Source organism: Peribacillus sp. NPDC097197, from assembly GCF_050278025.1.
In the GTDB taxonomy this organism is placed as follows: domain Bacteria; phylum Bacillota; class Bacilli; order Bacillales; family DSM-1321; genus Peribacillus.
On record NZ_JBNNST010000011.1, the window covers coordinates 77,373 to 99,718 of the forward strand.

Consider the following 22,346-nt stretch of genomic DNA (forward strand, 5'->3'; position numbering starts at 1 on the left):
GGAGGTAGGTTATTTTAATAAATCATCGACCATGAGTCTCCAAATCATGTGATGATAGCCTTCGTCCCAATAATTCTCTAAGAAATAATCAGGATCTCCATATTTCTTTTTCCAGATTTTTTGTGCACTTATATATCCACTATCTAAACAAAATTCTTCTATACCCTTATTATGCAGTGTCAAATATATTTTATTTAATAGTAAATTACCTATACCCTTCCTTTGGAGTCAGGATCCACAAATACTGTACCCACCTCGTTTAGATTTTTTAAAGCATTATCTGTACATTTACTTATAAGATCGCTTGCTGCACCGTATTCAATTGTACCGATTATTTTATCTCCATCTAAAGCAATCAGAAAAAATCGTTTTTCACCATTACTTTCCAAGTCACTTTCTAAGTAGGTTTTCTTAGCTTCAATTTCGTTTTCTATGTCCTCTAGCTTATCCCCTATACCTTCTTTAATAAATATATCAGTTATTACTGTTCTAAAAAATTGATTTAACTCTTTTATATCCTCAGTTCTTGGCCTTCTAATCTCTAAGTTAAGCACTCTAGAGCCTCCTTAAACTTAATACCAATTATTTAAAATTACTGTTAAGGACTTAATCATTTTTTTCAACAAAGGTGTTTATCATATTACAGATAAGCGCCCTTTAACAGAATAACAAAGCAATTCCAAGGTTTGTTTGAGTAAATATTTGCTTAATCCCCATTTGTTAAGGTTACATGTTCATCAATTGCACATTTTATATTTTCTTTAATGTTATAAAAATGAGGGGCGATCTTAAAAATAGAGTTGAAATATTGAGCCTAATCTACCTTTCTTGCTTATATGATTGATATTGATATTCTATTTATTATCCTTTTTTCCTCCTATTCTTATTTACCTATCCTGCTCGGTTAGTTGAATAGAGGGAAAAATAATATAGTTAAAATAAACCCCTATTATCGGCATCACCGAAGAAAAAACGAATAACATCTTTCACTAAGATTAAAGTTCAACTCTCAACTTATAAGTTGAGAGTTGAACTGCGACATAAAATTGATAGTGAATACTGATGTAGTAGGGCTAAAGGTTAAGTGAACAATTTCGGTGCATATATAAACAAAGTTTTGTCGTGAGTTGAGTGTGGGTGTTTTGTGTATTTAAAAAGTAAACATAAATATAAAGTATTCACCCACAAAATAAAAACCCTCAACGCTTAGAGCGTCAAGGGTTCAAAGAATTAATACGTGCTCATATATTGTTCGCGTTCCCAAGGGTGAACTTGTGTGCGGAACATATCCCACTCGATTTCTTTTGCTTCGATGAAGTGTTCAAGTAAATGGTCACCTAGAGCATCCTTGATGACTTTATCCGCTTTTAATGTTTCTAATGCAGCGTATAAAGTAGATGGAAGATCGATGATGCCTTCTGCTTCACGTTCTTCTTTGTTCATGACATAGATGTTACGGTCCACTGGAGCTGGAGGAGTCAGGTTATTTGCGATTCCGTCTAGACCCGCTTTTAGGATGACCGCAAGTGCAAGGTATGGGTTTGCTGCTGGATCGACACTACGTACCTCAACACGAGTACTTACTCCACGTGAAGCCGGGATACGGATTAATGGGCTACGGTTTTTAGCGGACCAAGCAACATAGCAAGGTGCTTCATAACCAGGTACTAAACGTTTGTATGAGTTAACAGTTGGGTTAGTTACCGCTGTAAAGTTTGGTGCATGTTTGATGATACCCGCGATAAATTGTTCAGCTGTTTTGCTTAATTCTAATTTACCTTCTTTATCGTAGAAAGCATTTTCGCTTCCCTTAAATAGAGATACGTTACAGTGCATACCTGAACCATTCACACCGAATAGTGGTTTTGGCATGAACGTTGCATGTAAACCATGTTTACGGGCAATCGTTTTAACGACCAATTTGAATGTTTGGATGTTATCACAAGCTGATACAGCGTCTGCATATTTCCAATCGATTTCGTGTTGTCCTGGGGCAACTTCGTGATGCGATGCTTCAATTTCAAAGCCCATTTCTTCCAGTTCAAGAACGATATCGCGACGGCAGTTTTCCCCTAAGTCAGTAGGTGCAAGGTCAAAGTATCCACCTTTATCATTTAATTCTAGAGTTGGTTCGCCTTGAGCATCTAGTTTGAATAAGAAGAATTCAGGTTCAGGTCCTAAGTTAAAGTTCGTGAAGCCCATTTCTCTTGCTTCAGCGAGAATTCGTTTTAGGTTAGCACGAGGGTCCCCATCAAAAGGTGTTCCATCTGTATTGTAGATATCGCAAATCAGACGAGCAACTTTACCTTTTTCTGATGTCCAAGGGAAAACCACCCATGTATCTAAATCAGGGTACAAATACATATCTGATTCTTCGATGCGTACGAAACCTTCAATGGAAGATCCATCAAACATCATTTTATTATCAAGTGCTTTTTCCAATTGACTAACTGGAATTTCTACATTTTTGATTGTTCCTAGGATATCAGTGAATTGCAAACGAATGTACTTTACATTTTCTTCTTTTGCTAAACGAGTAATATCTTCACGTGTAAACTTTGCCATTTTCAATTCCCCCTAAATAATAGTTCATATTGATATTTCATTTGAAAAAACGCGACATATCACCTTGTCGGAGAGATGTGCGATTTCTAGTGCCTTGGAGAAGCTCTGCTCGTAAAAGCTTACGCAATTCGTCATCACTTAAGTCACGTCTTATTTTCTCCGCCTGTTCAAGATCTTGTGATTTCGGTAAATTTTGTTCTTTTACAGTAAATATCTTCTTAATGCCAGCGAGATTGACGCCTTGTTCGATCAAGTCTTTAATCTCAAGGAGTCTATCAATATCGTTTAAAGAAAAAACGCGCCGGTTTCCGTCTGTTCTCATAGGAGTAATTAATTGATGCTCTTCGTAATATCGAATTTGACGTGCAGACAAATCAGTCAGCTGCATCACAATTCCGATGGAAAAAAGAGGCATAGAACGCCGAATGTTGTTGCCGCTCATTCTTTGCATCCTCCTTTGTTTATCTTGATATAATCATAGTATATGGTATTTAATATGTCAAGGTGATGTTACCTTTTATGACATAAATTATTCATAAAAATTGAATGATTTGTAACCCATTGAATATTATGACTATTTTTCTTCATGAGAATCCAGACATGCTGGGTTCTCACGAAGTGTATTTCTTAAACTAACGGCTACCATCTCACGTTACAAATGTATCAATTCTTTCTCCATTAACGAGTTCACCGCGGTCAATACAGCCATTTTTACATGGGCATATGTTAAGCCACCTTGAACATAGGCAACATAAGGAGGCCTTGTCGGTCCATCTGCCGTCAGTTCAATGCTAGCTCCTTGGATGAATGTTCCTGCAGCCATGATTACATCATCTTCATACCCTGGCATATAAGCAGGGTATGGAGTAACATGTGAATTAATTGGGGATGCATATTGAATTGCCTGGCAAAAAGCCACCATTTTATCTTTATCATCGAATTGGACAGACTGAATTAAATCGGTACGTTTTGCATCCCAACGAGGGTATGTATTCATCCCGATTTTTTCTAAAAAGGCTGCTGTGAACATCGCACCTTTTATCGCTTGCCCGACGACATGTGGGGCAAGGAAGAATCCTTGGTACATTTCCTGTAGGCTATATAGTGAAGCCCCTGCCTCCGCTCCAATACCTGGGGACGTCAAACGATAGGAACACGCTTCAACTAAATCTTTTTTACCGACAATGTATCCGCCAGTCTTCACAATTCCGCCACCTGGATTTTTAATGAGAGAACCCGCCATAAGATCTGCCCCGACATGACAAGGCTCTTCCGTTTCCACAAATTCGCCGTAGCAATTATCCACGAAAACAACGATTTCTGGATTGATTTCCTTTACGAAAGAAATCATTTCCTTTATTTCATCGATTGTAAAGGAAGGACGAGTCGCATAGCCCTTTGAGCGTTGGATGCCTATCATTTTCGTTTTCGGATTGATCGCTTGTCTGACGGCTTCAAAATCCACACTTCCCGATTCCATTAACGGTACCGCATCATAACCTATTTGAAAATCGCGTAAGGACCCAATTCCAGAACCCCTGATCCCGACAATTTCTTCTAATGTATCGTATGGCTTTCCAGTTATGTATAGCAATTCATCGCCTGGACGTAAAATCCCAAATAAGGCAGTGGATATGGCGTGTGTACCTGAAATGATTTGAGCACGAACCAGTCCTGCTTCCGCACCAAAAACATCGGCATATATTAATTCGAGCGTATCACGTCCGATATCATCATATCCATATCCTGTTGTTGGGTTAAAATGCGAATCACTCACACGGTGCTTCTGATAGCTTTGCAATACGCGAAATTGATTGGTCTCGATTCTTTCATCTACTTGCTTATGTAATGGAAAAATCGTCGCTTCGACTTCTTGGGCGATTGTTTTTAAGACTTCTCCATGCTTTAACTGCTGATACATCCAAATTCCCCTTTTATAATGAGTATTTCTCTAGCTGTCCAATTATTGAATGATCAGCTAGACAAAAACCTTTGCATTCATATCTTTCCGATTCTTCATTAAAGGAGAGAGTGCGCAAAATGGTTTCATTTTTCAGCTGTGATAGTAGTTTACCCTCACTGGAAGGTAAGAAAACATTATACGGTATCATTTTCTCAATGACGTACTTTTCAATTTCTTCCATGATTGTTTCCAGGTCTTTTTGGTCATAGGCACTGATTAATAACGAATCATTACTGGAAGACCTTAAAAAGTCGACGTGAACCCTATCCTTCTTATTATACAACGTTAGCTGGGGAATGGAAGAGACATCTAAGTCATTTAATAGGTTGTGAACCGTTTTCTCATGATTAAAATAATCCGAGCTAGACGAATCGACAACGTGGAGCAACAAGTCCGCTTCCTTCACTTCCTCTAATGTCGAGCGAAAGGCTGCAATCAGGGAAGTCGGCAAATCCTGAATGAAACCGACGGTATCGGTCATTAGTACAGTGAAGCCGCTAGGAAGAATCGCTTTTCGCGTCATTGGATCGAGAGTGGCGAATAACAGGTTTTCTTCAAAAGAATCCGCTTCTGTCAAACGGTTGAACAAGGTTGATTTACCAGCGTTCGTGTAACCAACCAGAGCAACCTGAAACGCCTTATTTCGTTTTCTCCTTTCACGATACCTCTCACGATGCTTCACGATTCCACTTAGTTGTTGCTTGATTTCATCAATTTTCCCTCGAATGTGACGGCGGTCACTTTCGAGCTTCGTCTCTCCCGGTCCCCGCGTACCGATTCCGCCTCCTAATCTGGACATGGCTGTACCCTGCCCGGCTAAACGGGGCATTAAATATTGGAGCTGGGCAAGTTCCACCTGGAGCTTACCTTCCCTCGACCTGGCTCGCTGAGCAAAAATGTCCAGTATAAGCTGAGTCCTGTCAATCACCCTCGCCTCGAGGAATTTAGAAAGGTTCCGGATTTGACTCGGTGATAATTCATCATTGAAAATGAATAAATCAGGCTCCAATTCCGCTTCCAGGTTTTGTAGTTCTTCTATTTTCCCTTTGCCTATATATGTAGACGGATGAACCCGTTCTCTTTTTTGTGTAATGGTCATCAATACCTCGCCATTTGCTGTCTTAGCTAACGACGCCAGCTCCTCCAGTGAATAGCGGAAATGCTCCTCATCCTCTGTCGTTTGACAACCAATCAATACAGCGGTTTCCCTTATTGCCTGTTCCAATTCACACACCACCTAAACAATTTTCATCCATCATACCAAATAAATGGCCACATATAAAATTTTCCTGAAAACAGGGCCAGTAACCATATTAATATCACCCGTAACATGCTAAAATCAAGTTTGGCTTTACCATAAATCTGAAATGACATAGAGGGAAAAGGATATGACGTGGGAAGTATTAACCTTCATTGGTACAATTGCATTTGCCATAAGTGGAACCATCATTGCAATGGAAGAAGAGTATGATATTTTAGGAGTATATATTTTAGGAATTGTTACGGCTTTCGGGGGAGGCGCGATTCGGAACCTTTTAATCGGCGTGCCTGTATCTGCGCTTTGGGATCAAAGCCTCTATTTCACCGTCGCCCTGGTCTCAATCACCATCGTTTTTCTTTTCCCTACCAATCTATCAAGGCATTGGGACAGATGGGGAAACTTCAGTGATGCCATTGGACTCTCTGCGTTTGCTATCCAAGGTGCCATGTATGCAGTGGAACTAAATCATCCAATTAGCGCCATTATCGTGTCCGCGGCACTAACCGGTTGTGGTGGGGGAATAATCAGGGATGTACTTGCCGGGAGAAAACCGTTAGTCTTTAGAAAAGAAATCTATGCCGTTTGGGCAATCATCGCAGGTTTGGCTCTAGGCAGTGGACTTTTCTCACAAGCATGGCATTTATACACACTCTTTATTTTCGTCACTTTATTCCGCGTGCTATCTTACACCTACAATTGGCACCTTCCTAATAAAAAATGGGTCCCGAAAATATAAATGCGAAAGGCCAGCCACGTTTAATGGCGGGCCTTTCTGTTGTCACTCCTTCTCATCATCCTCAAAAACGAGATCTTGACTGGTCAGTGTAAGCAGGTCGACCTTTTCAAACGTATCTTCTATTAATAGGCGCATGGCCTGCGCCCTTATCGATTTTTCAAGTACATTCCGAATATAACGTCCATTAGAAAACGACACCACTCCACGATCGGAACGTAATACAATCAAATGTTCCTTTAACTTCCTTTCGGCATCCCGGCTCATAATATATTCACGCTCTTGCAACATGAGGCCAGCTATCTCCATTAACTGATCGATTGTATAGTCCGGAAAATCGACGACTAGTGGAAACCTCGAATAAAGCCCTGGATTGAGACTTAGGAAATAGTCCATTTCACGAGAATAACCTGCTAAGATTAAGATGAATTCGTGTTGGCGATCTTCCATATGCTTGACAAGCGTATCTATCGCTTCTTTGCCAAAATCCTTCTCTCCACCTCTTCCCAAAGAGTAGGCCTCATCGATAAATAATATGCCACCTATTGCCTTTTTAATCAGATCACGTGTTTTTTGGGCTGTATGACCAATATATTCACCGACCAAATCGGCGCGTTCCGCTTCAATCAAATGCCCTTTAGAAAGGACATTCATCTTTTGAAACAACTTACCAATCAATCGGGCAACGGTAGTCTTACCTGTTCCTGGATTCCCTTTAAACATCATGTGAAGTGCTTGCTGACCAGTCTTCAGCCCTCTGGTCTCACGTTGTTTGTTTATGTAAATCCAAGCGTATATTTCCTTTATCATGCGTTTCATCTCATCCATTCCAACCAGTGCCTTCAGTTCGTCTTCTATTTCCTTCAAAGCCACATGTTGTTGGGGAATTTCTTGGACCAACACTTCTTTGACCGGCAAATCTTTCTGTAGTGATTTTGTATTTTCCGCATTAAAAACGATATTGATTTGCCCGTTATTTTTCATACGGATCGGTTGTTCCAATGTCTTCACCTCTCCATCTTGGACCCTAAACTTTTAAACCATTCATTTAACATGAAACACACACGGACCTTTCGGGTCATTTTATGTTTTCCCTTCGCCAATATCTCCGTCTAATTTACTTTTGTAAATATTGGGTTTTTCAGTTAGCTTTCTTGTCTATAAAGGGGCTTTCGACAATTTATCTCCTATTCATCATTTCTTTCATTCATGTCATTTCCTGCGCTTTCCCGAGAAATGATTCTTCCTTCCATATATATATTCAAAACGAACAAGTAAAATAATCGAATCCTTGAAAAAGATACAAGCTCTTAGCACAAAAAAACAGGCCGCCCTGTGGGCCGCCTGTCATTTTGCTATCATGTATATGGTTATTCCTTCACTTCGTAATCAATTTGAACATTACGCTGTGGAGCGAATGTGGATATAGCATGTTTGTATACCAATTGCTGCTTACCTTCGGATTCGAATAACACAGTGAAATTATCAAACCCTTTAACCTGGCCCCTGATTTGGAAACCATTTAATAAGAAAACCGTCACATACGTCCCATCTTTTCGTAATTGATTAAGAAATTGGTCTTGAATATTTACGGATTGCTTCATGATTTAGTCCTCCTCTTTTCTCTCTAAATTTATGTATTCGCCTTCTTTGAAAAGCTTTCCTGCTACAAATCCAGATATTTCATTTATTTTTTTTGTAAACCCTTCGATGTCCGTCATATTAAACCAGATTACATCCATTTTATTTCGGAACCAGGTCAATTGACGTTTTGCATATCGGCGTGAGTTTTGCTTCAAAGAATCGATCGCTTCTTCCACCGAAGCCCGGTCTTCAAAGTAGTCGTATATCTCTTTGTAACCAATTGCCTGTATCGATTGGCAATCCCTCAATCCTTGATCATAAAAAGATTGTACCTCTTCAATCAATCCGGCTTCCACCATTCCATCAACTCGTTGGTCAATACGTTCATATAACTTGTCCCGATCCATTGTCAGTCCTATTATGCATGTATCATATTTCATTTCCGTGGGTTGTTGATTCATCTGCTCACTCATTGTTTTTCCTGTACAGTGGTAAATCTCAAGTGCACGAATCACCCTTCTTACATTATTAGGGTGTATTCTTTTAGCACTTTCTGGGTCCACACTCCGCAATTGGTCAAAAACAGGATCAATTCCTGCTTCGTTGACTTGTTTTTCGAGCTGTTCCCTATATAGAGGATCGGATGGCGCTTCAGAGAAATGATAATCATAGATTACCGATTGAATATATAAACCCGTGCCTCCTACTATGATAGGGAGTTTGCCTCTGCCCTGAATATCCTCAATGCAAGCATTTGCCCGCTTCTGAAACTCAGCTGCACTGAATGGTTCATCCGGCCCCTTTATATCAAGTAGATAATGGGGAATGCCTTCCATCTCTTCTCTTGTGATCTTTGCAGTTCCAATATCCATTCCCTTATAAACCTGCATGGAATCCCCACTGATTATTTCTCCATTAAATCGCTTGGCCAACTCAATGCTCAGTTTCGTCTTGCCTACTGCCGTCGGTCCAATAATGACTAGAAGTTTTCCTTTTTGTTGTGTCAACTTTATTCACTGCCTTATATGATTTTTTTTTATCTTATCACAAAACGCCACAAAAGCAGTTAAACATCTAACCATTATATCCATTCCTTACTCATTTATTCACATCGGCGAATATATCTCCTTAACAAGTTAGCGAAGGTTCTGATTCAACGCTTGGAGTACTGTCTGTAAATCCACATGACTAAGGGCATGATCCCATAAACGGGTTCATGCCCCTAAACATCCCTAACAAAATAAAGCATCTCACTTTTTGGGCGGTCTATTTGTAAAAACTTCATTCCACAGGTATTAAGACCGTTACAGTCGTTTCTACTTCATTCGAATCTACTGATATCTCACCGTTGTATCTTCTTACTAGATCCTTAACGATAAACAGACCTTGACCACGCTCTTTTCCTTTTTCTTTCTTTTTAGTGGAAAATCCACTTATATAAATCTTTTCCAGATCCCCCCTACTAATCATCTGTCCTGAATTCGTAACGGTGAATCTATATTTTCCTTTATCCTTTTTACAAATGATATTCATACGCCGCTCTTGCTCAGGTATTTCAATCGTAGCTTCTATGGCATTATCTATTATATTTGATAACAATTTAATTAAATCTATCGTCTTAATCGTATCGAAAGAATCCGGAGAAATATCAAGGCTTATATCAATATTATAGTTTTGGGCAGACAGCCTTTTCGTTTCCAACAGCACCGATAACCCAGGGTGTGTAACGTCCATTTCCATGGATTCTATGGTATGGATCTCCTTAGAGAGACCTGTTAAGTATTCTAATGCTTTATCTTTTTCTCCAAGTTTTAAAAGACCGTGTACGACCTGAATGTGATTGGAGAAGTCATGCCTTAGGGAACGAACAGATGCCATAAGAGATTGAAACTCCGCCCTGTACGTATCCTCAGTATCCCCTACCTCTCGTATCAACTCTTTTCGATACCATCTTTGCATGATTGTAAAAGCAATGGCCAGGATAATGACAAAAGCGCCCGAATAAATCAGATTAAAAATGCTGCTATTGATAACCTCATCGCTTATTGCGTGAATATCTTCAGCACTCGCATCCACTCCTAAAAAACCAATTACGGAGCCTTCCTTATCCTTTATGGGAACTCCTACAGTCATATACTTCCCATATATGGGGTCATCCAGAATATCCGTGATGAAGTTTTCTCCCTTATAGGCCTGTCTGACCTGGCGTTCGGGGACCGTGCATAGTTCCCCAATTTCAGGTTCTCTTTTAACGTTTTCTGGGAGACCTGCAATCATGGTCCTTGACTCTTGGGGGTTTTCCACTTTTAAAGTATAGATGTGTACAACGCCAACATTTTCACGGACATTCTCTAAATAGGCTTTAATATCCTCATATTCTTGGCTCTTTACTGGGTTTTTAAGAAAGCGTTTATAGGCTTCTATATCCAACGTACTAGCAACAGACTTAGCAACCAAGAGATTTTGATTGGCCACAGACCTTTGAACAGTATTTTTGATATTTAAATAAGAAGTAAACATATTAAGAAGGACAAATCCAAGTAACAATAGGAATATCATTATAATGAATGCTTTTACCTTTTTATTTTTCATAAAATTCTATATACCCCATCTCTTGAAGTTGAAAATCGGATATTATACTATAATTTTACTATAATTACAGAGAAAGAAATATAGTAAACTTATTTTATATCGATTATCATAGGTATATTTAATCACAAAATGAATAAATAAGATAATGACACAACGTTCTAAATATTCCTTTTTCTAGACTTCAACAAGTGTGAAAGGACCCTGGACCATTAATCTTTAATGGTCCAGGGTCCTTTTTTCGACTATCATGCTTTATTAATTGATTTCATTTAAATTTCCTCAGGGATTTTTAGTCCCTCGATAAAGGATTTGAAACTTTCTGCCACTTTATAAATATTTTCATCCTGACTGGAGGGATCTGCGTACCACCCCTGATCCCAAAAGAAGATTCCTTGTTCTTCATCATTGTTTATCAACAGGATTTTTCCTGCACAGGTATCGTTGCCGATTATAATGCAATTTGTATGTAAACCATCTTTATTATTTTCATGCAACTTTTGTAAATCAAGCTGTTCACTATCGATATCCAACCCATATAACACGTCTAACGATACAAGTGTGTCCAATGCCTCTACATAAAACTTACCATTTTGAACGGTAGTGGTCCCTCCGTTATATTCAAGGAGGAAATGTTTATAATCAGCCGGAATCTCGAAACCGACATACCTCTCAAAGTTATTGACCGCTTCCTGTGTTGCTTTGCCGTATCCAGTGATTTTCCTCATCCTATCAACTCCAGTTCGTTTTAATAAAAAACTACATTAGCCACCTATATGCCTAAACTTAAATGTAACCAGGGGATAACTCCGAAGATATATGTTGATTGCAGTTGTCTTTCAATAGCCCCTTTAATATCTCTTTTTACAATAAATAACAATTTCTAATTATAATTGTACTATACCATGTAGATTTTCATAATTCTTGGGGAAATAGTACGTTTTCATCAAATTTCCCACTCGTTGCTTGTAAAAGAAAACTTCACTATAACTATTATTCCCCATATTTATCCTATACCACTTTCTTAAAATATATTAACATAATTTCGTTTGTTTTTTTCAGTATTTTCTGCAAATAAAAAGGAAAAATAAAGGTGTTGACATAGTTCATCTTTACGTTGCTATGTCAACATCCCCCAGCCTCAGTTACAACTTATTTCTATTCTTTTCCTCATTTTCACTTATTTTATCTAGCATTGAAATCGTATCTACCAAGTGATTATTAAATATTTGACGTGCTATTGAAAGAAGTTCCACAATCATGGGGTCTCTTAGTGAATAGACCACGCGATTTCCATCTTTCGTTCCTACGACAATATTTTTCGCTCGTAAAACGGTTAGCTGCTGGGAAACTGCGGATCCTTCACTACCAATGAGATTTTGGATTTCATTTACGTTTTTATCTCCTTCTGACAATAACTCGAGAATTTTTATTCTCAAGGGATGTGCAAGTGCCTTAAAAAACTCCGCTTTAAATTGTTGCATCTCAAGATTCAATGATAATTCTCCTCTTCAATTTAATTAACTGGAAAAGGCCCGTCTTCTTTCCTCAATACCTTTGGTGAGATCCCCTGATAAAGCCGAACATTCTCTAAAGGCAAAGTGCTTGCAGCCAAGACACTTATTCCTATTTAACTGTTCAAGAGCGTAATCAATCGCTACTCCTGTATGATCAAAAAAATGATCTTTCCCAATTACTTCATATAAGCCAGTTTTGATCAGAAGCGTTTTAGGTTGTGGTTTGATTCCAGAAATCAAAACGAGACCGTGTTTAGAAAAATGATGAACGATGTTAGAAAGATAAGACTCACCAGTGGTATCCAACAATGGGACTTGTCCCATTCTTAAAAGCAGTACCTTTGGTTTGGAATGGGTTGTCCCAATAATAGACTGTTCAAAAGTTTGGGCTGCACCGAAAAAGAGTGGCCCTTCCACATTATATATACTAATCTGTGGACAATCATGCGTAGATGTAACTACTCGGCTATCAACCTGTTGATGTTTATTATTGGGATTAGGCAATACTTTTTCAGTTACTATTGTATCACTCATTCGTTTTATAAATAAAAGGACGGCTAAAATAAGCCCCACTTCTACGGCGCTGGTTAAATTTTCAAATACCGTCAATAAGAATGTTATAACTAGAATGAGTGAATCTGTCGTTTTGATTTTGACCATATTAAAGAAAAGATGCCTCTCACTCATATTCCAAGCAACCACCATCAATATCGGAGCCATACTTGCCAACGGCACCTTTGAGGCGTACGGTGCAAACAGCACTAAAACCAAGAGGACGACTATGCCATGAACCACACCGGATACCGGGGAAACAGCCCCGTTTTTAATATTGGTAGCCGTTCTTGCGATTGCACCTGTCGCTGGGATTCCACCGAATAGAGGCGTAATTATATTAGCAACGCCTTGACCAATCAATTCCTTATTACTATTATGCTTACTACCGGACATCCCGTCTGCCACGACTGCTGATAATAATGATTCTATTGCTCCTAGCATGGCTATGACAAGCGCGGGTCGAATTAAAAGTTGAATGCGATCTAAAGTAATCTCAGGAAATTTGAACTGTGGCAAATTATTTGGAATTTCCCCATATGTTGAACCAATCGTTGCTACTTGACCCGGAAATAAGAAAGTGGCAACCAATGTCGAACAGATAATGCCGATTAGTGGCCCTGGAATCTTTGGAAAGAACCTAGGTGTGCCTAAAACAGCCATTAAACAAATACCTGCGGTTAATACGCTGTACATGTTCATGCTTTGAATATGCATGAATATTTCCTTTACATTATTAATGAATTCTTCGTGTTTCTCCACACCAGACAATCCCAGAAAGTTCGGAACCTGGCCCACAAATATGATGACAGCAATCCCAGCGGTAAACCCAATCGTTACAGGTTTGGGAATAAACTTAATTAATGAGCCTAATTTAAAAATCCCCATTAAGGTTAGGATGATTCCTGCTAAAAATCCAGCAATTAATAAGTTTTCAAACCCATATGTCATTACAATCCCAAATAAAATCGGGATAAACGCACCTGTTGGCCCACCTATTTGAAATTTCGAACCCCCTAATAGGGAAATCAATACTCCGGCAATGATTGTCGTGTATATCCCATATTCAGGTTTTACACCTGAAGCTATAGCAAATGCCATGCCTAATGGAATGGCAATTACACCGACTACGAGTCCAGCTATAAAATCTTTTTGTAAAGATTGAAAAGAATAATCTTTGTATCTTCCATCAATAAGCCAATTTCGCTTCATAAAAAAGCACTTCCTTTTTTTATTTTTGTATATCTGATTATTTGAATATACGATTATTAGAATTTAACCCTTTCTCTTCTTTTTGTCAAAGGTCATTTTAAAGAAGGGGGTAATTCAGTAGGAAGCGTGAATCATTTATTTTTGATACAGTACCTTTTAATGGGTCCTTTCTATATATATTTGGCAAAAAAAGAAGCACTTAACCCATTGGTCAAATGCCTCTTTTTACTAACTTCCTTCCACTATATATTTTCCCTGTACGTAATTGTCCTTTCATTCTGTTTCAGGGAAAAAGATTTGAGCTGTACGGATATCGACTAAAGCGGGTAACTCTGACTGCAAAGCTTCTGTGATGGATGCTTCCAAGGAGTTATCCTCTTCGACATGCACACCCTTCCATCCACAGGCTTCTGCTACCTTTACGAAATCAGGATTTGTCAGACCCACGCCCACTTCATCCCCTCCCTCAGCTTTAATTTTATCCCGTTCCATTTGTAGTGATTCATTATTGAGTACGAAGATGGTAATCTTAATGCCGTATCGTTTGGCTGTCAGTAAGTCAGCAAGTGTCATCTGAAGGCCTCCGTCACCGACAACGGCTACTACTTGTTTTTCCGGTTCGGCTAATTTGGCAGCCATTGCAGCTGGAAGACCAAACCCCATCGTTCTCCAATATCCTGAAAATAGAACCCTTTGGTTTTGTTGGCGCAAGATTCTATTCGTCCAAACAGTTACATCCCCAGTATCGATTGCCAGGATCGCATCTGGATCTATCGTCCTTTCAATCGCTCGAATAATCCTTGCTGGGTGTATAGGAGAACCTTCGCTATTGCCTTCCTGTTCCAATTGCGCTGACCATAATTCTTTCACTTCCCGGCAACGACCGACCCACTCATCATTCTTGTTGTGCCCTTTTAATCCAAGATTCAATTGAGGAATAACCTCTTCAGTATTACCTTTAATACCGATTTCTACGGGTATGCTTTTTTCGATCTTGTCAAAATTACTGTCTATCTGTATAATCTTCGCATCGGTTGGCACATATCCTTCGGGCCACCAAGTAACACCGGCAAGCAATACGACGTCAGCCTCCAGGAAGGCGCTCTTCGCATATGGATTGCCGCCTTCCCCGATGCCTTGTAAAAGATTTGGAGAGTTTGCCTCGAAAGCGCCCTTACCCCCAAGGCTAGTAAGAATGGCAGCACCCCACGTATCCGCAAGCATCTCAATCGCTTCTGAAGCACCACGGGCACCGGCTCCAGCCAGTATCATAGGTTGTCTCGCTGTTTTCATTACCTCAAGAATCCGATTCTTGCTTTCTTCTTCCAGCGAGGAAGTACTTTTAACAAGTAAAGGTAAACGCCTTGGTCGCACTTCCGTTTTTTTATCGAAAAAATCCTTGGGTATGGAAAGGTGAGTAACCCCTCTCTGGCCAAGCGATTTTTGGGCCGCTTTGTGCATCACTTCAATAATGGCATCCGGGCTGGTCAAATTCACACTATAAGAAGCAAACGGCTTCACAAGTTCCTGTTGATTCACATATTGTTGAAAATCCGTTCCTATTTTATCACTCGGAGCCTGCCCTGTTATGGCCAACACCGGTGCTTTATCGGAATAGGCATCACCAAGTCCATTAAGCAAATTAGTGACCCCAGGTCCCATGGTCGCGGTACACACACCCAATCCCCCTGTTAACTTGGCCTCCGCCGAAGCCATTAAAGCGGCTACCGATTCATGCTTAACAGCAATGAATTTAATATTTTCTTGATTCGACAGTGCATCAATCAGTCCAATTATCGTATCTCCCACCACTCCATAAATTCTTTTCACATTCATGAGTTGTAATTGTTGAATGATTAACTCGGCAACTGTATTCTTAGAATGCTCCAAAATCCTTCAACCCTCTCGTTTTTATTACTTGCGTTAATTTATCCTATTATTTTTTACACTAATCTCCTTTCTTTTAAACAAATGTATTGAATTTTATTTTTTTTATAGTTAGTTCTATCAAAAAAGCCATCTGAGCATTAACAGATAGCTTTTATACTTGTATGGATTTCTCATCATCTTTCTATTACGTATATCACTATAGCAACATACAAAATATTTTTTAAAAAAAGGATACTGATAATGCATGAAATAATTAATATTGAGGATATACGAAAGATAGCCATGTATTTTTTATCCAGTGATCCCCGCTTGTATTATGTATGGAAAAACAACATCATTTCATGATGGAAATGAACATTTAAGGAATTACAAGATAAAGCGTTAATTAAAAAGGGCAGGCCAGGGCACCCAATCAAAAATGATTGAGTGCCCTTTTACTATTTATAAAGTACGTTCATCCTGATTATATGATTTTATAATCATCATAAGTAATTATTAACCTACTCATGGACACAGTTTCTGCACGTATCCTGTTTTTATCTCGACAATATGCGATAAGCGAACTATTGGGAAGTTTGGCCGTACAATTCCATTTGTTATGCTTTTTAGAATATCTGGAGGAAATCTGAATCATTTCTCCATGAACTTTTAATAATCGACGTTTGATCAAAGGCATCATCTCCAATACAAGTAATATCTTATACCCTGATTTTAGAGAGTTTATTCGTAAAAACTAAAAGAAATACAAAAAAGTAAGAAAATTATAGGTATTTTATAGGAATGAAGCCTATTTCTAAGGTGAATTCTCAAAAAAACCATAAAAATGGAGAATATAGAAGATATTCAAGTTTCCCGATGATACCACGAAAAATGTCCCCTGGCTTACACGAACATAAATAATAACTTTAAGTTATATTCATATTGTAAAAAACTATTTGAAATTAACAGTCGGTAGACGTATGATTAGGAGTGTTAGGATAGAGACACGTGAGTTCAGTAAGTTAATAGGTTCTATCAAAGGAACTACATATCAGTATGGGCCTCTAGTAGCGATAACTTTTTAAAGAGATTTTCAAAGTTATAGTTTCTGACTTCGATAGTAATGTGACTTTGCATCCTAATTAGCAAATTAAGTTCAACGCAAAGGGGAAATAGATATGGCAGATGTAGTCTCAAAATCAAAACCTGAAAACGAAACACTTAATATCTCTGCAAGCCAGGAACAAAGAGATATCCTAGATCAACTTTTAAACCCTGAGGTTCAACAATCACTGAATAATTTAGTAGAACAATTACCAAAATTAACGGAATTGGTTAATATTTTGACAAAGTCATATGATTTTGCTCAATCTGTTGCAACTGATGAAGTATTGAAAAATGATACAGTCAGTGCTATTTCAGAAATGGCAACACCAGTTGTATCTTCTGTAAAGGGCCTTGCTGCGAATGCAATCGAAGCAAAGGACCGGGCTGAAGAAAGTACGGAAGTCATTGGTCTTTTCGGTTTACTACGTATGATGAAAGATCCACAAGCGCAAAAACTTTTCCGTTTCGCAAGTGCGTTCCTTGAAATCTCTGCAGAACGTAAGAACCAAAACTAATTCTATTATTATCATTCAACCAGTTAGGACGGGGGATTAACAAATGTCAAAACATATCGTCATCTTAGGTGCAGGATACGGCGGATTACTATCTGCATTAACGGTTCGAAAATACTTAAATAAAGATGAAGCACAAGTTACAGTGGTTAACCAATACCCAACACACCAAATTATCACAGAACTTCATCGTCTAGCAGGAGGATCAGTTTCTGAACAAGCTGTTGCCATTCCGTTAGAAAAACTTTTCAAAGGAAAAGACATCGACCTTGTCATTTCCAAAGCTGAATCTTTCTCAGTGGATAAAAAACAAGTTAAACTTGCTAATGGTTCTACTCTAACTTACGATGCTTTAGTTGTTGCTTTAGGAAGCCAAACAGGATTCTTCGGCATTCCAGGACTTGAAGAAAACAGCATGGTATTAAAATCTGTACATGATGCAAACAAAGTTTACAAACATATCGAAGATCGCATTCGTGAATATTCCATTACGAAAAATGAAGCGGACGCAACGATTGTAATCGGCGGCGGTGGATTAACTGGCGTTGAATTAATCGGTGAAATCGTAGATCATTTCCCTAAAATTGCAAAACAATTTGGCGTAGACTACAAAGACTTGAAAATCAAGCTTATCGAGGCTGGTCCAAAGATTCTTCCTGTATTACCGGATTCATTAATTGAACGCGCAATGACAAGTCTACAAAAACGTGGGGTCGAATTCTTAACTAGCCTTCCTGTAACAGGTGTCAAAGGCAATGTTATCGAATTGAAAGATGGACAAACCATCACGGCTAATACACTTGTTTGGACTGGTGGGGTCGCTGCTCTTCCTATCGTTGGGGAATCAGGTCTTGAAGTGGACCGTGGTAAAGCAACTGTCAATGAATATCTTCAATCCAAGTCTCATAATGACGTATTCGTTGTTGGCGATAGTGCCGTTGCCTTCCCTCCAGAAGGTGGACGTCCATACGCACCAACCGCACAAAACGCTTGGCAAATGGGCGAACTAGTCGGTTACAACCTATATGCAGCATTTGAAGGTAAAACACTAGAAAAATTCGCACCTATCAATTCTGGAACACTTGCCAGCTTAGGTCGTAAAGATGGTGTAGCAACAGTTGGGGCTAACAACACTGAACTTAAAGGCTTACCTGCCACTTTAATGAAGGAAGCTAGTAACATCCGTTATCTTACTCATATCAAAGCGCTTTACAATTTGGTCTATTAAGTTCAACACTGAACTTAATCATTTGTAAATAAGTAGACGCTGAGAAAAATCCAGTTTCTGTCCTTAGACGGAAACTGGATTTTTCAATTCCACCAATTGATAGATTAGGAATCTATTGACGAATTAATAAATGATAGAACATGGTCCCCTCCTCCGTAGTATGGCAAGGCAATACAATAAGTATAGACTGAGGGCATTTTTGCCGGACCTTAAATTCAGGCCTGGTGTCACCCTCTTTAGCGTCCCTGTTACATTTCCCATACAAACCCATCAAGAATGAAATCATATACGTTAACATTTACAGAATATGCTCCTTTTACAAATACCAAACATGACGATCAGCCCTACAACCTACTCTCTGCCGTTATTAAGAAATTTTTTCGAATTACCTTTAGCTATTGATTTCGCTACCCCTCATTCATGAAAAAGCAAAAAAACAAGCTGAAGCGCGATTTGCATGCTTCAGCTTGTTTTTTATTTTTCTTCTTCCCAAATGATCCATTCATGAACTTCAAGGATTTCAAAAAATTTCACAAGTCGTGGTAAGGCCGGTTCGGCTTCTTCCCCAAAGTGTTCAATAATCGCTTCCGAAATCGCTTGAACATTCTTGCGATATGCCATTTGTTCAATGGCAAATCTCCCAAACTTATCTAGCTTGATTTTACGAAATGCCCTTTGCTTCAAGAAACGAATCGTCAGTCTCTCGATGAAGTTAGTTCTCTGGATAATCAAAAATCCTAAGTCCGAAGAAGAATCCATTTCTAGGGTGACACGACTTTCCAAAAGAGGAACCATAGTTAACAGGTTCCTCTTTGATTTTTGCTTTTTACGAAACATCTTCTTTATTCCTTTTGCTAGATACAAACCAAAGTACTCCAGCTAAAGCAAGGAAAAGTAAGAATGGTATTAGGTTGCTCGCTATCACCGCTACGGCTGGAACTTTTACTCCCACTGCAATTAAGACTGCAATAAGCACTCCAATCAATGATTCACCGGCGATTAAACCGGACGCGAACAATGTTCCTCTATCTACTCTTGCTTTACGTGCTTCTTTAGATTTAGCAAAACGTTCAACGAAGTAACGTACAAATCCACCGATCATGATTGGCGCACTCGTATGAACTGGCAAGTAAATCCCAACTGCCACACTAAGTGAATTCAAACCGAAGAACTCTAGAGTAATGGCAATCGCCGTTCCGATGAAGATAAGGGTCCAAGGTAAGTCTCCTCCAAGAACACCTTCAGCAAGAATTTTCATCAAGGCCGCTTTAGGTGCAGGAAGTTCTGCAGAACCCATTGTATAAGCATTATCCATTAACACTAAGGTAAAGCCAATGACAGCTGCAGATGCAACGACACCAATCATCATCGCAACTTGTTGTTTCCATGGCGTACCACCGACAATATAACCTGTTTTCAAATCTTGAGAAACGTCACCTGACACTGCAAGTGCCGTACAAACGATTGCAGCAACCGTTACTACAGCTATCATGCCATCCATGCCAGTGAAGCCTGTTGCCTTATAAATAAGCGCTACAATTAGTAGTGTCGCAATGGTCATCCCAGATGTAGGGGATGAAGAGCTTCCTACAATCCCAACAATCCTTGAAGCGACCGTAACGAATAAGAAACCAAAAATACCGATTGCAACTGCGCCTATGATACCTACTTCCGTTACAGGTGCAAAGGCAATGATCAAAAGAACAATAAGCATCCCTAACCACACGAATTTAGCAGGAATGTCTTTTTCAGTACGAATTAGCCCGGCTTTAAGCTGACCTTTATTCGCTTGCACGCCTCTCAGCGTTGCAAAAGCAGAACTGAATAGAGTGGGCAATGTCTTAATCAGTGTGATTAAGCCCCCAGTCGCAACTGCTCCAGCTCCGATGTACCGAATATAATTATCCCAAATTCCCCAAGCATCCAGTTCACCGATAGGAACTTCTGACGGGAATATAGGTGTTGAGCTACCACTACCAAAGAAGCTAATGGCCGGTATAAGGACGACCCAAGCCAATAGACCCCCACCGATCATTTGACCCGCAACACGTGGACCGATGATATACCCGACACCCAATAGGGAAGGAAATGCATCAAGGCCGACTACTGCATTTTTAAAACCAGTGATGCCTGTTTCCACTTCCGTTTTAAATAGCTTGAATCCATCTCCAAGCGCTTTAACCACACCACCGATTACTAAACCGACTCCGATTAATTTAGCGCTAGAACCGCCTTTTTCTCCTGATTTCAATACCTCGGCACATGCCGTACCCTCAGGATAAGGTAATGTTTCGTGCTCCCTTACTATTAAAAGCTGACGAAGGGGGACCATCATGAAGACCCCAAGGAATCCACCAGTTAAAACAATGAATAGGATTAACGCTTGACTAACATCCATCCCCCACATAAATAATGCTGGGATAGTAAAAACGGCTCCGGCCCCAATGGCCTCACCTGCTGTTGTCATCGTTTGCACAATGTTGTTTTCTAAGATGGAATCTCGTCGAAAAATCCCTCTCAGGATTGCCATTGAAATTACCGCCGCGGGTATAGATGCGGAAACCGTCAATCCAATAAGGAGACCTAAATATGCATTAGCTGCTCCAAAAACGATGGCAAGAATTATACCTAGAATAATTGCAGTGACAGTTAATTCGGGTAAAGATTTCGAAGCAGAAACGTACGGGACGAATTTGCTCTCTTTCGAATTGTTAGACAATTTAGACACTTCCTATATCTTTTTAACTTTAAAAACACAGGAATTATTATATCACTGTAATTTCTATTCATGCAATGGGAAAATTCTGCTTATTCTTAAATAAGACAATAGGGAAAATTCAGTTAAATGATATTTTATAAGAATATTATTTTGAAAGACTTTGGTTTCTAACTACAATCTTTATCATGGGCATTTGCACATTCTGATGGTAAACCACATATCCTGCTCAAACCAACACTATCGTAAAGGAAGGATACCTATGGATTATGCATCACCTTCGACTCTATTTACCTTCGATGTAAATAAAAGTACTTTAGTAAAAAAAGATAATCTGAACTATATAAATGTATTGGGCATTTCACAGTTGAACACCCTGGAGAATACTTCTTTACTCGATATATTCTTAAGTGCCAATAATATCATCGAACCTCATTACCATCAAAATGCAGCTGAGCTAGTTTATTGCATCTCCGGGGCCGCTACAGTATCCATTCTGAATCCATATACAAAGCTCATTCAGAACTACCCCATTACTCCCGGCCAAGTAGCGAACGTCCCACAAGGCTGGTGGCATTATGAAGTGGCTACCATGGACCAAACACATTTACTTGCTATTTTTAATGCACCTATCCCTGAAGTCATTCTTGGATCGGATATCTTGAAATTAACGCCAGCGGATATCATGGCCCACACTTATTCCATAGATGAAAACCAATGGAAAAAAACGGTGTCACCCGTTCAGCCCTCGACTTTCATTGGCCCACCCGTAACCTATAACAGAAATGGGAATAATCATTCCAATCAATCATGGCACTATCTAAACCAATGGTACGGTAGCCCATACTACAATCAAAATCCATCAGCTTTACCATATTATTAGTATTATTTTAATAAAATAATATAAAATCCCATAAATAACTAAAATATTATCCTTA

General features: G+C 39.2%; 18 protein-coding genes and 1 pseudogene. 4 read left to right on the plus strand and 15 right to left on the minus strand.

Features of this window, described 5'->3' with window-relative positions; genetic code table 11:
• Positions 1-9: 9 nt before the first annotated feature.
• From ACQKL6_RS15155 to hflX, 5 genes and pseudogenes are all read right to left on the minus strand, one after another.
• Positions 10-554: pseudogene (locus ACQKL6_RS15155) on the minus strand (GNAT family N-acetyltransferase).
• A gap of 676 nt (positions 555-1,230) precedes the next feature.
• Positions 1,231-2,565, minus strand: a complete 1,335-nt coding sequence (glnA, locus tag ACQKL6_RS15160; protein ID WP_402875294.1) for a type I glutamate--ammonia ligase — start codon at positions 2,563-2,565, stop codon at positions 1,231-1,233.
• 37 nt (positions 2,566-2,602) lie between these two features.
• Positions 2,603-3,007 (minus strand): MerR family transcriptional regulator, encoded by a 405-nt coding sequence (locus tag ACQKL6_RS15165; protein ID WP_402875291.1) that lies wholly within the window; start codon positions 3,005-3,007, stop codon positions 2,603-2,605.
• A gap of 210 nt (positions 3,008-3,217) precedes the next feature.
• A complete protein-coding gene (locus tag ACQKL6_RS15170) occupies positions 3,218-4,486 on the minus strand; it encodes an aminotransferase class I/II-fold pyridoxal phosphate-dependent enzyme (protein ID WP_402990821.1) in 1,269 nt (422 codons plus the stop codon).
• Between the two features lie 13 nt (positions 4,487-4,499).
• A complete protein-coding gene (gene hflX / locus ACQKL6_RS15175; protein ID WP_402956391.1) occupies positions 4,500-5,753 on the minus strand; it encodes a GTPase HflX in 1,254 nt (417 codons plus the stop codon).
• Between the two features lie 163 nt (positions 5,754-5,916).
• On the opposite strand from hflX, the gene ACQKL6_RS15180 reads away from it, so the two are divergent.
• A complete protein-coding gene (locus ACQKL6_RS15180) occupies positions 5,917-6,525 on the plus strand; it encodes a trimeric intracellular cation channel family protein (RefSeq protein ID WP_402875283.1) in 609 nt (202 codons plus the stop codon).
• A gap of 42 nt (positions 6,526-6,567) precedes the next feature.
• On the opposite strand, the gene spoVK is transcribed toward ACQKL6_RS15180, so the two are convergent.
• The 8 genes from spoVK to ACQKL6_RS15220 all read right to left on the minus strand — a co-directional run bounded on the left by spoVK (position 6,568) and on the right by ACQKL6_RS15220 (position 15,866).
• Positions 6,568-7,524, minus strand: coding sequence for a stage V sporulation protein K (spoVK, locus tag ACQKL6_RS15185; protein ID WP_427651433.1), 957 nt, complete (start codon positions 7,522-7,524; stop codon positions 6,568-6,570).
• A gap of 368 nt (positions 7,525-7,892) precedes the next feature.
• Positions 7,893-8,126 (minus strand): RNA chaperone Hfq, encoded by a 234-nt coding sequence (gene hfq / locus ACQKL6_RS15190; RefSeq protein WP_034313436.1) that lies wholly within the window; start codon positions 8,124-8,126, stop codon positions 7,893-7,895.
• A gap of 3 nt (positions 8,127-8,129) precedes the next feature.
• Complete coding sequence (gene miaA / locus ACQKL6_RS15195) at positions 8,130-9,113, minus strand: tRNA (adenosine(37)-N6)-dimethylallyltransferase MiaA (protein WP_402875277.1); 984 nt, start codon at positions 9,111-9,113, stop codon at positions 8,130-8,132.
• Positions 9,114-9,387: 274 nt separating this feature from the next.
• Positions 9,388-10,698, minus strand: coding sequence for a sensor histidine kinase (locus ACQKL6_RS15200; RefSeq protein WP_402990818.1), 1,311 nt, complete (start codon positions 10,696-10,698; stop codon positions 9,388-9,390).
• Between the two features lie 269 nt (positions 10,699-10,967).
• On the minus strand, positions 10,968-11,423 hold the full coding sequence (locus tag ACQKL6_RS15205) for an SMI1/KNR4 family protein (RefSeq protein ID WP_402875271.1): 456 nt from the start codon (positions 11,421-11,423) through the stop codon (positions 10,968-10,970).
• A 417-nt stretch (positions 11,424-11,840) separates the two neighbouring features.
• Positions 11,841-12,191, minus strand: coding sequence for an ArsR/SmtB family transcription factor (locus ACQKL6_RS15210; protein WP_402875268.1), 351 nt, complete (start codon positions 12,189-12,191; stop codon positions 11,841-11,843).
• A 24-nt stretch (positions 12,192-12,215) separates the two neighbouring features.
• Positions 12,216-13,976, minus strand: a complete 1,761-nt coding sequence (locus ACQKL6_RS15215) for a SulP family inorganic anion transporter (RefSeq protein WP_402875265.1) — start codon at positions 13,974-13,976, stop codon at positions 12,216-12,218.
• A gap of 273 nt (positions 13,977-14,249) precedes the next feature.
• Positions 14,250-15,866 carry a thiamine pyrophosphate-binding protein gene (locus ACQKL6_RS15220; protein WP_402875262.1) on the minus strand — a complete coding sequence of 539 codons (1,617 nt, stop codon included), beginning with the start codon at positions 15,864-15,866 and terminating at the stop codon, positions 14,250-14,252.
• Positions 15,867-17,023: 1,157 nt separating this feature from the next.
• Between ACQKL6_RS15220 and ACQKL6_RS15225 the strand changes: the two genes are divergently transcribed.
• Entirely contained in the window at positions 17,024-17,467 is a 444-nt protein-coding gene (locus ACQKL6_RS15225) for a DUF1641 domain-containing protein (RefSeq protein ID WP_402875259.1), read from the plus strand.
• Between the two features lie 43 nt (positions 17,468-17,510).
• On the plus strand, positions 17,511-18,692 hold the full coding sequence (locus tag ACQKL6_RS15230) for an NAD(P)/FAD-dependent oxidoreductase (RefSeq protein ID WP_402875257.1): 1,182 nt from the start codon (positions 17,511-17,513) through the stop codon (positions 18,690-18,692).
• A 474-nt stretch (positions 18,693-19,166) separates the two neighbouring features.
• Here ACQKL6_RS15230 and ACQKL6_RS15235 read toward each other — a convergent pair whose 3' ends face one another.
• On the minus strand, positions 19,167-19,529 hold the full coding sequence (locus ACQKL6_RS15235) for a PqqD family protein (RefSeq protein WP_427651434.1): 363 nt from the start codon (positions 19,527-19,529) through the stop codon (positions 19,167-19,169).
• Positions 19,519-21,411: an OPT family oligopeptide transporter gene (locus tag ACQKL6_RS15240; RefSeq protein WP_427651436.1), complete on the minus strand. Its 1,893-nt coding sequence runs from the start codon at positions 21,409-21,411 to the stop codon at positions 19,519-19,521. The genes ACQKL6_RS15235 and ACQKL6_RS15240 overlap by 11 nt, the downstream gene beginning before the upstream one ends.
• A gap of 259 nt (positions 21,412-21,670) precedes the next feature.
• Here ACQKL6_RS15240 and ACQKL6_RS15245 point away from each other — a divergent pair, with 259 nt between their 5' ends.
• Positions 21,671-22,291, plus strand: coding sequence for a cupin domain-containing protein (locus tag ACQKL6_RS15245; RefSeq protein WP_402868490.1), 621 nt, complete (start codon positions 21,671-21,673; stop codon positions 22,289-22,291).
• The last annotated feature ends 55 nt before the right edge of the window (positions 22,292-22,346 follow it).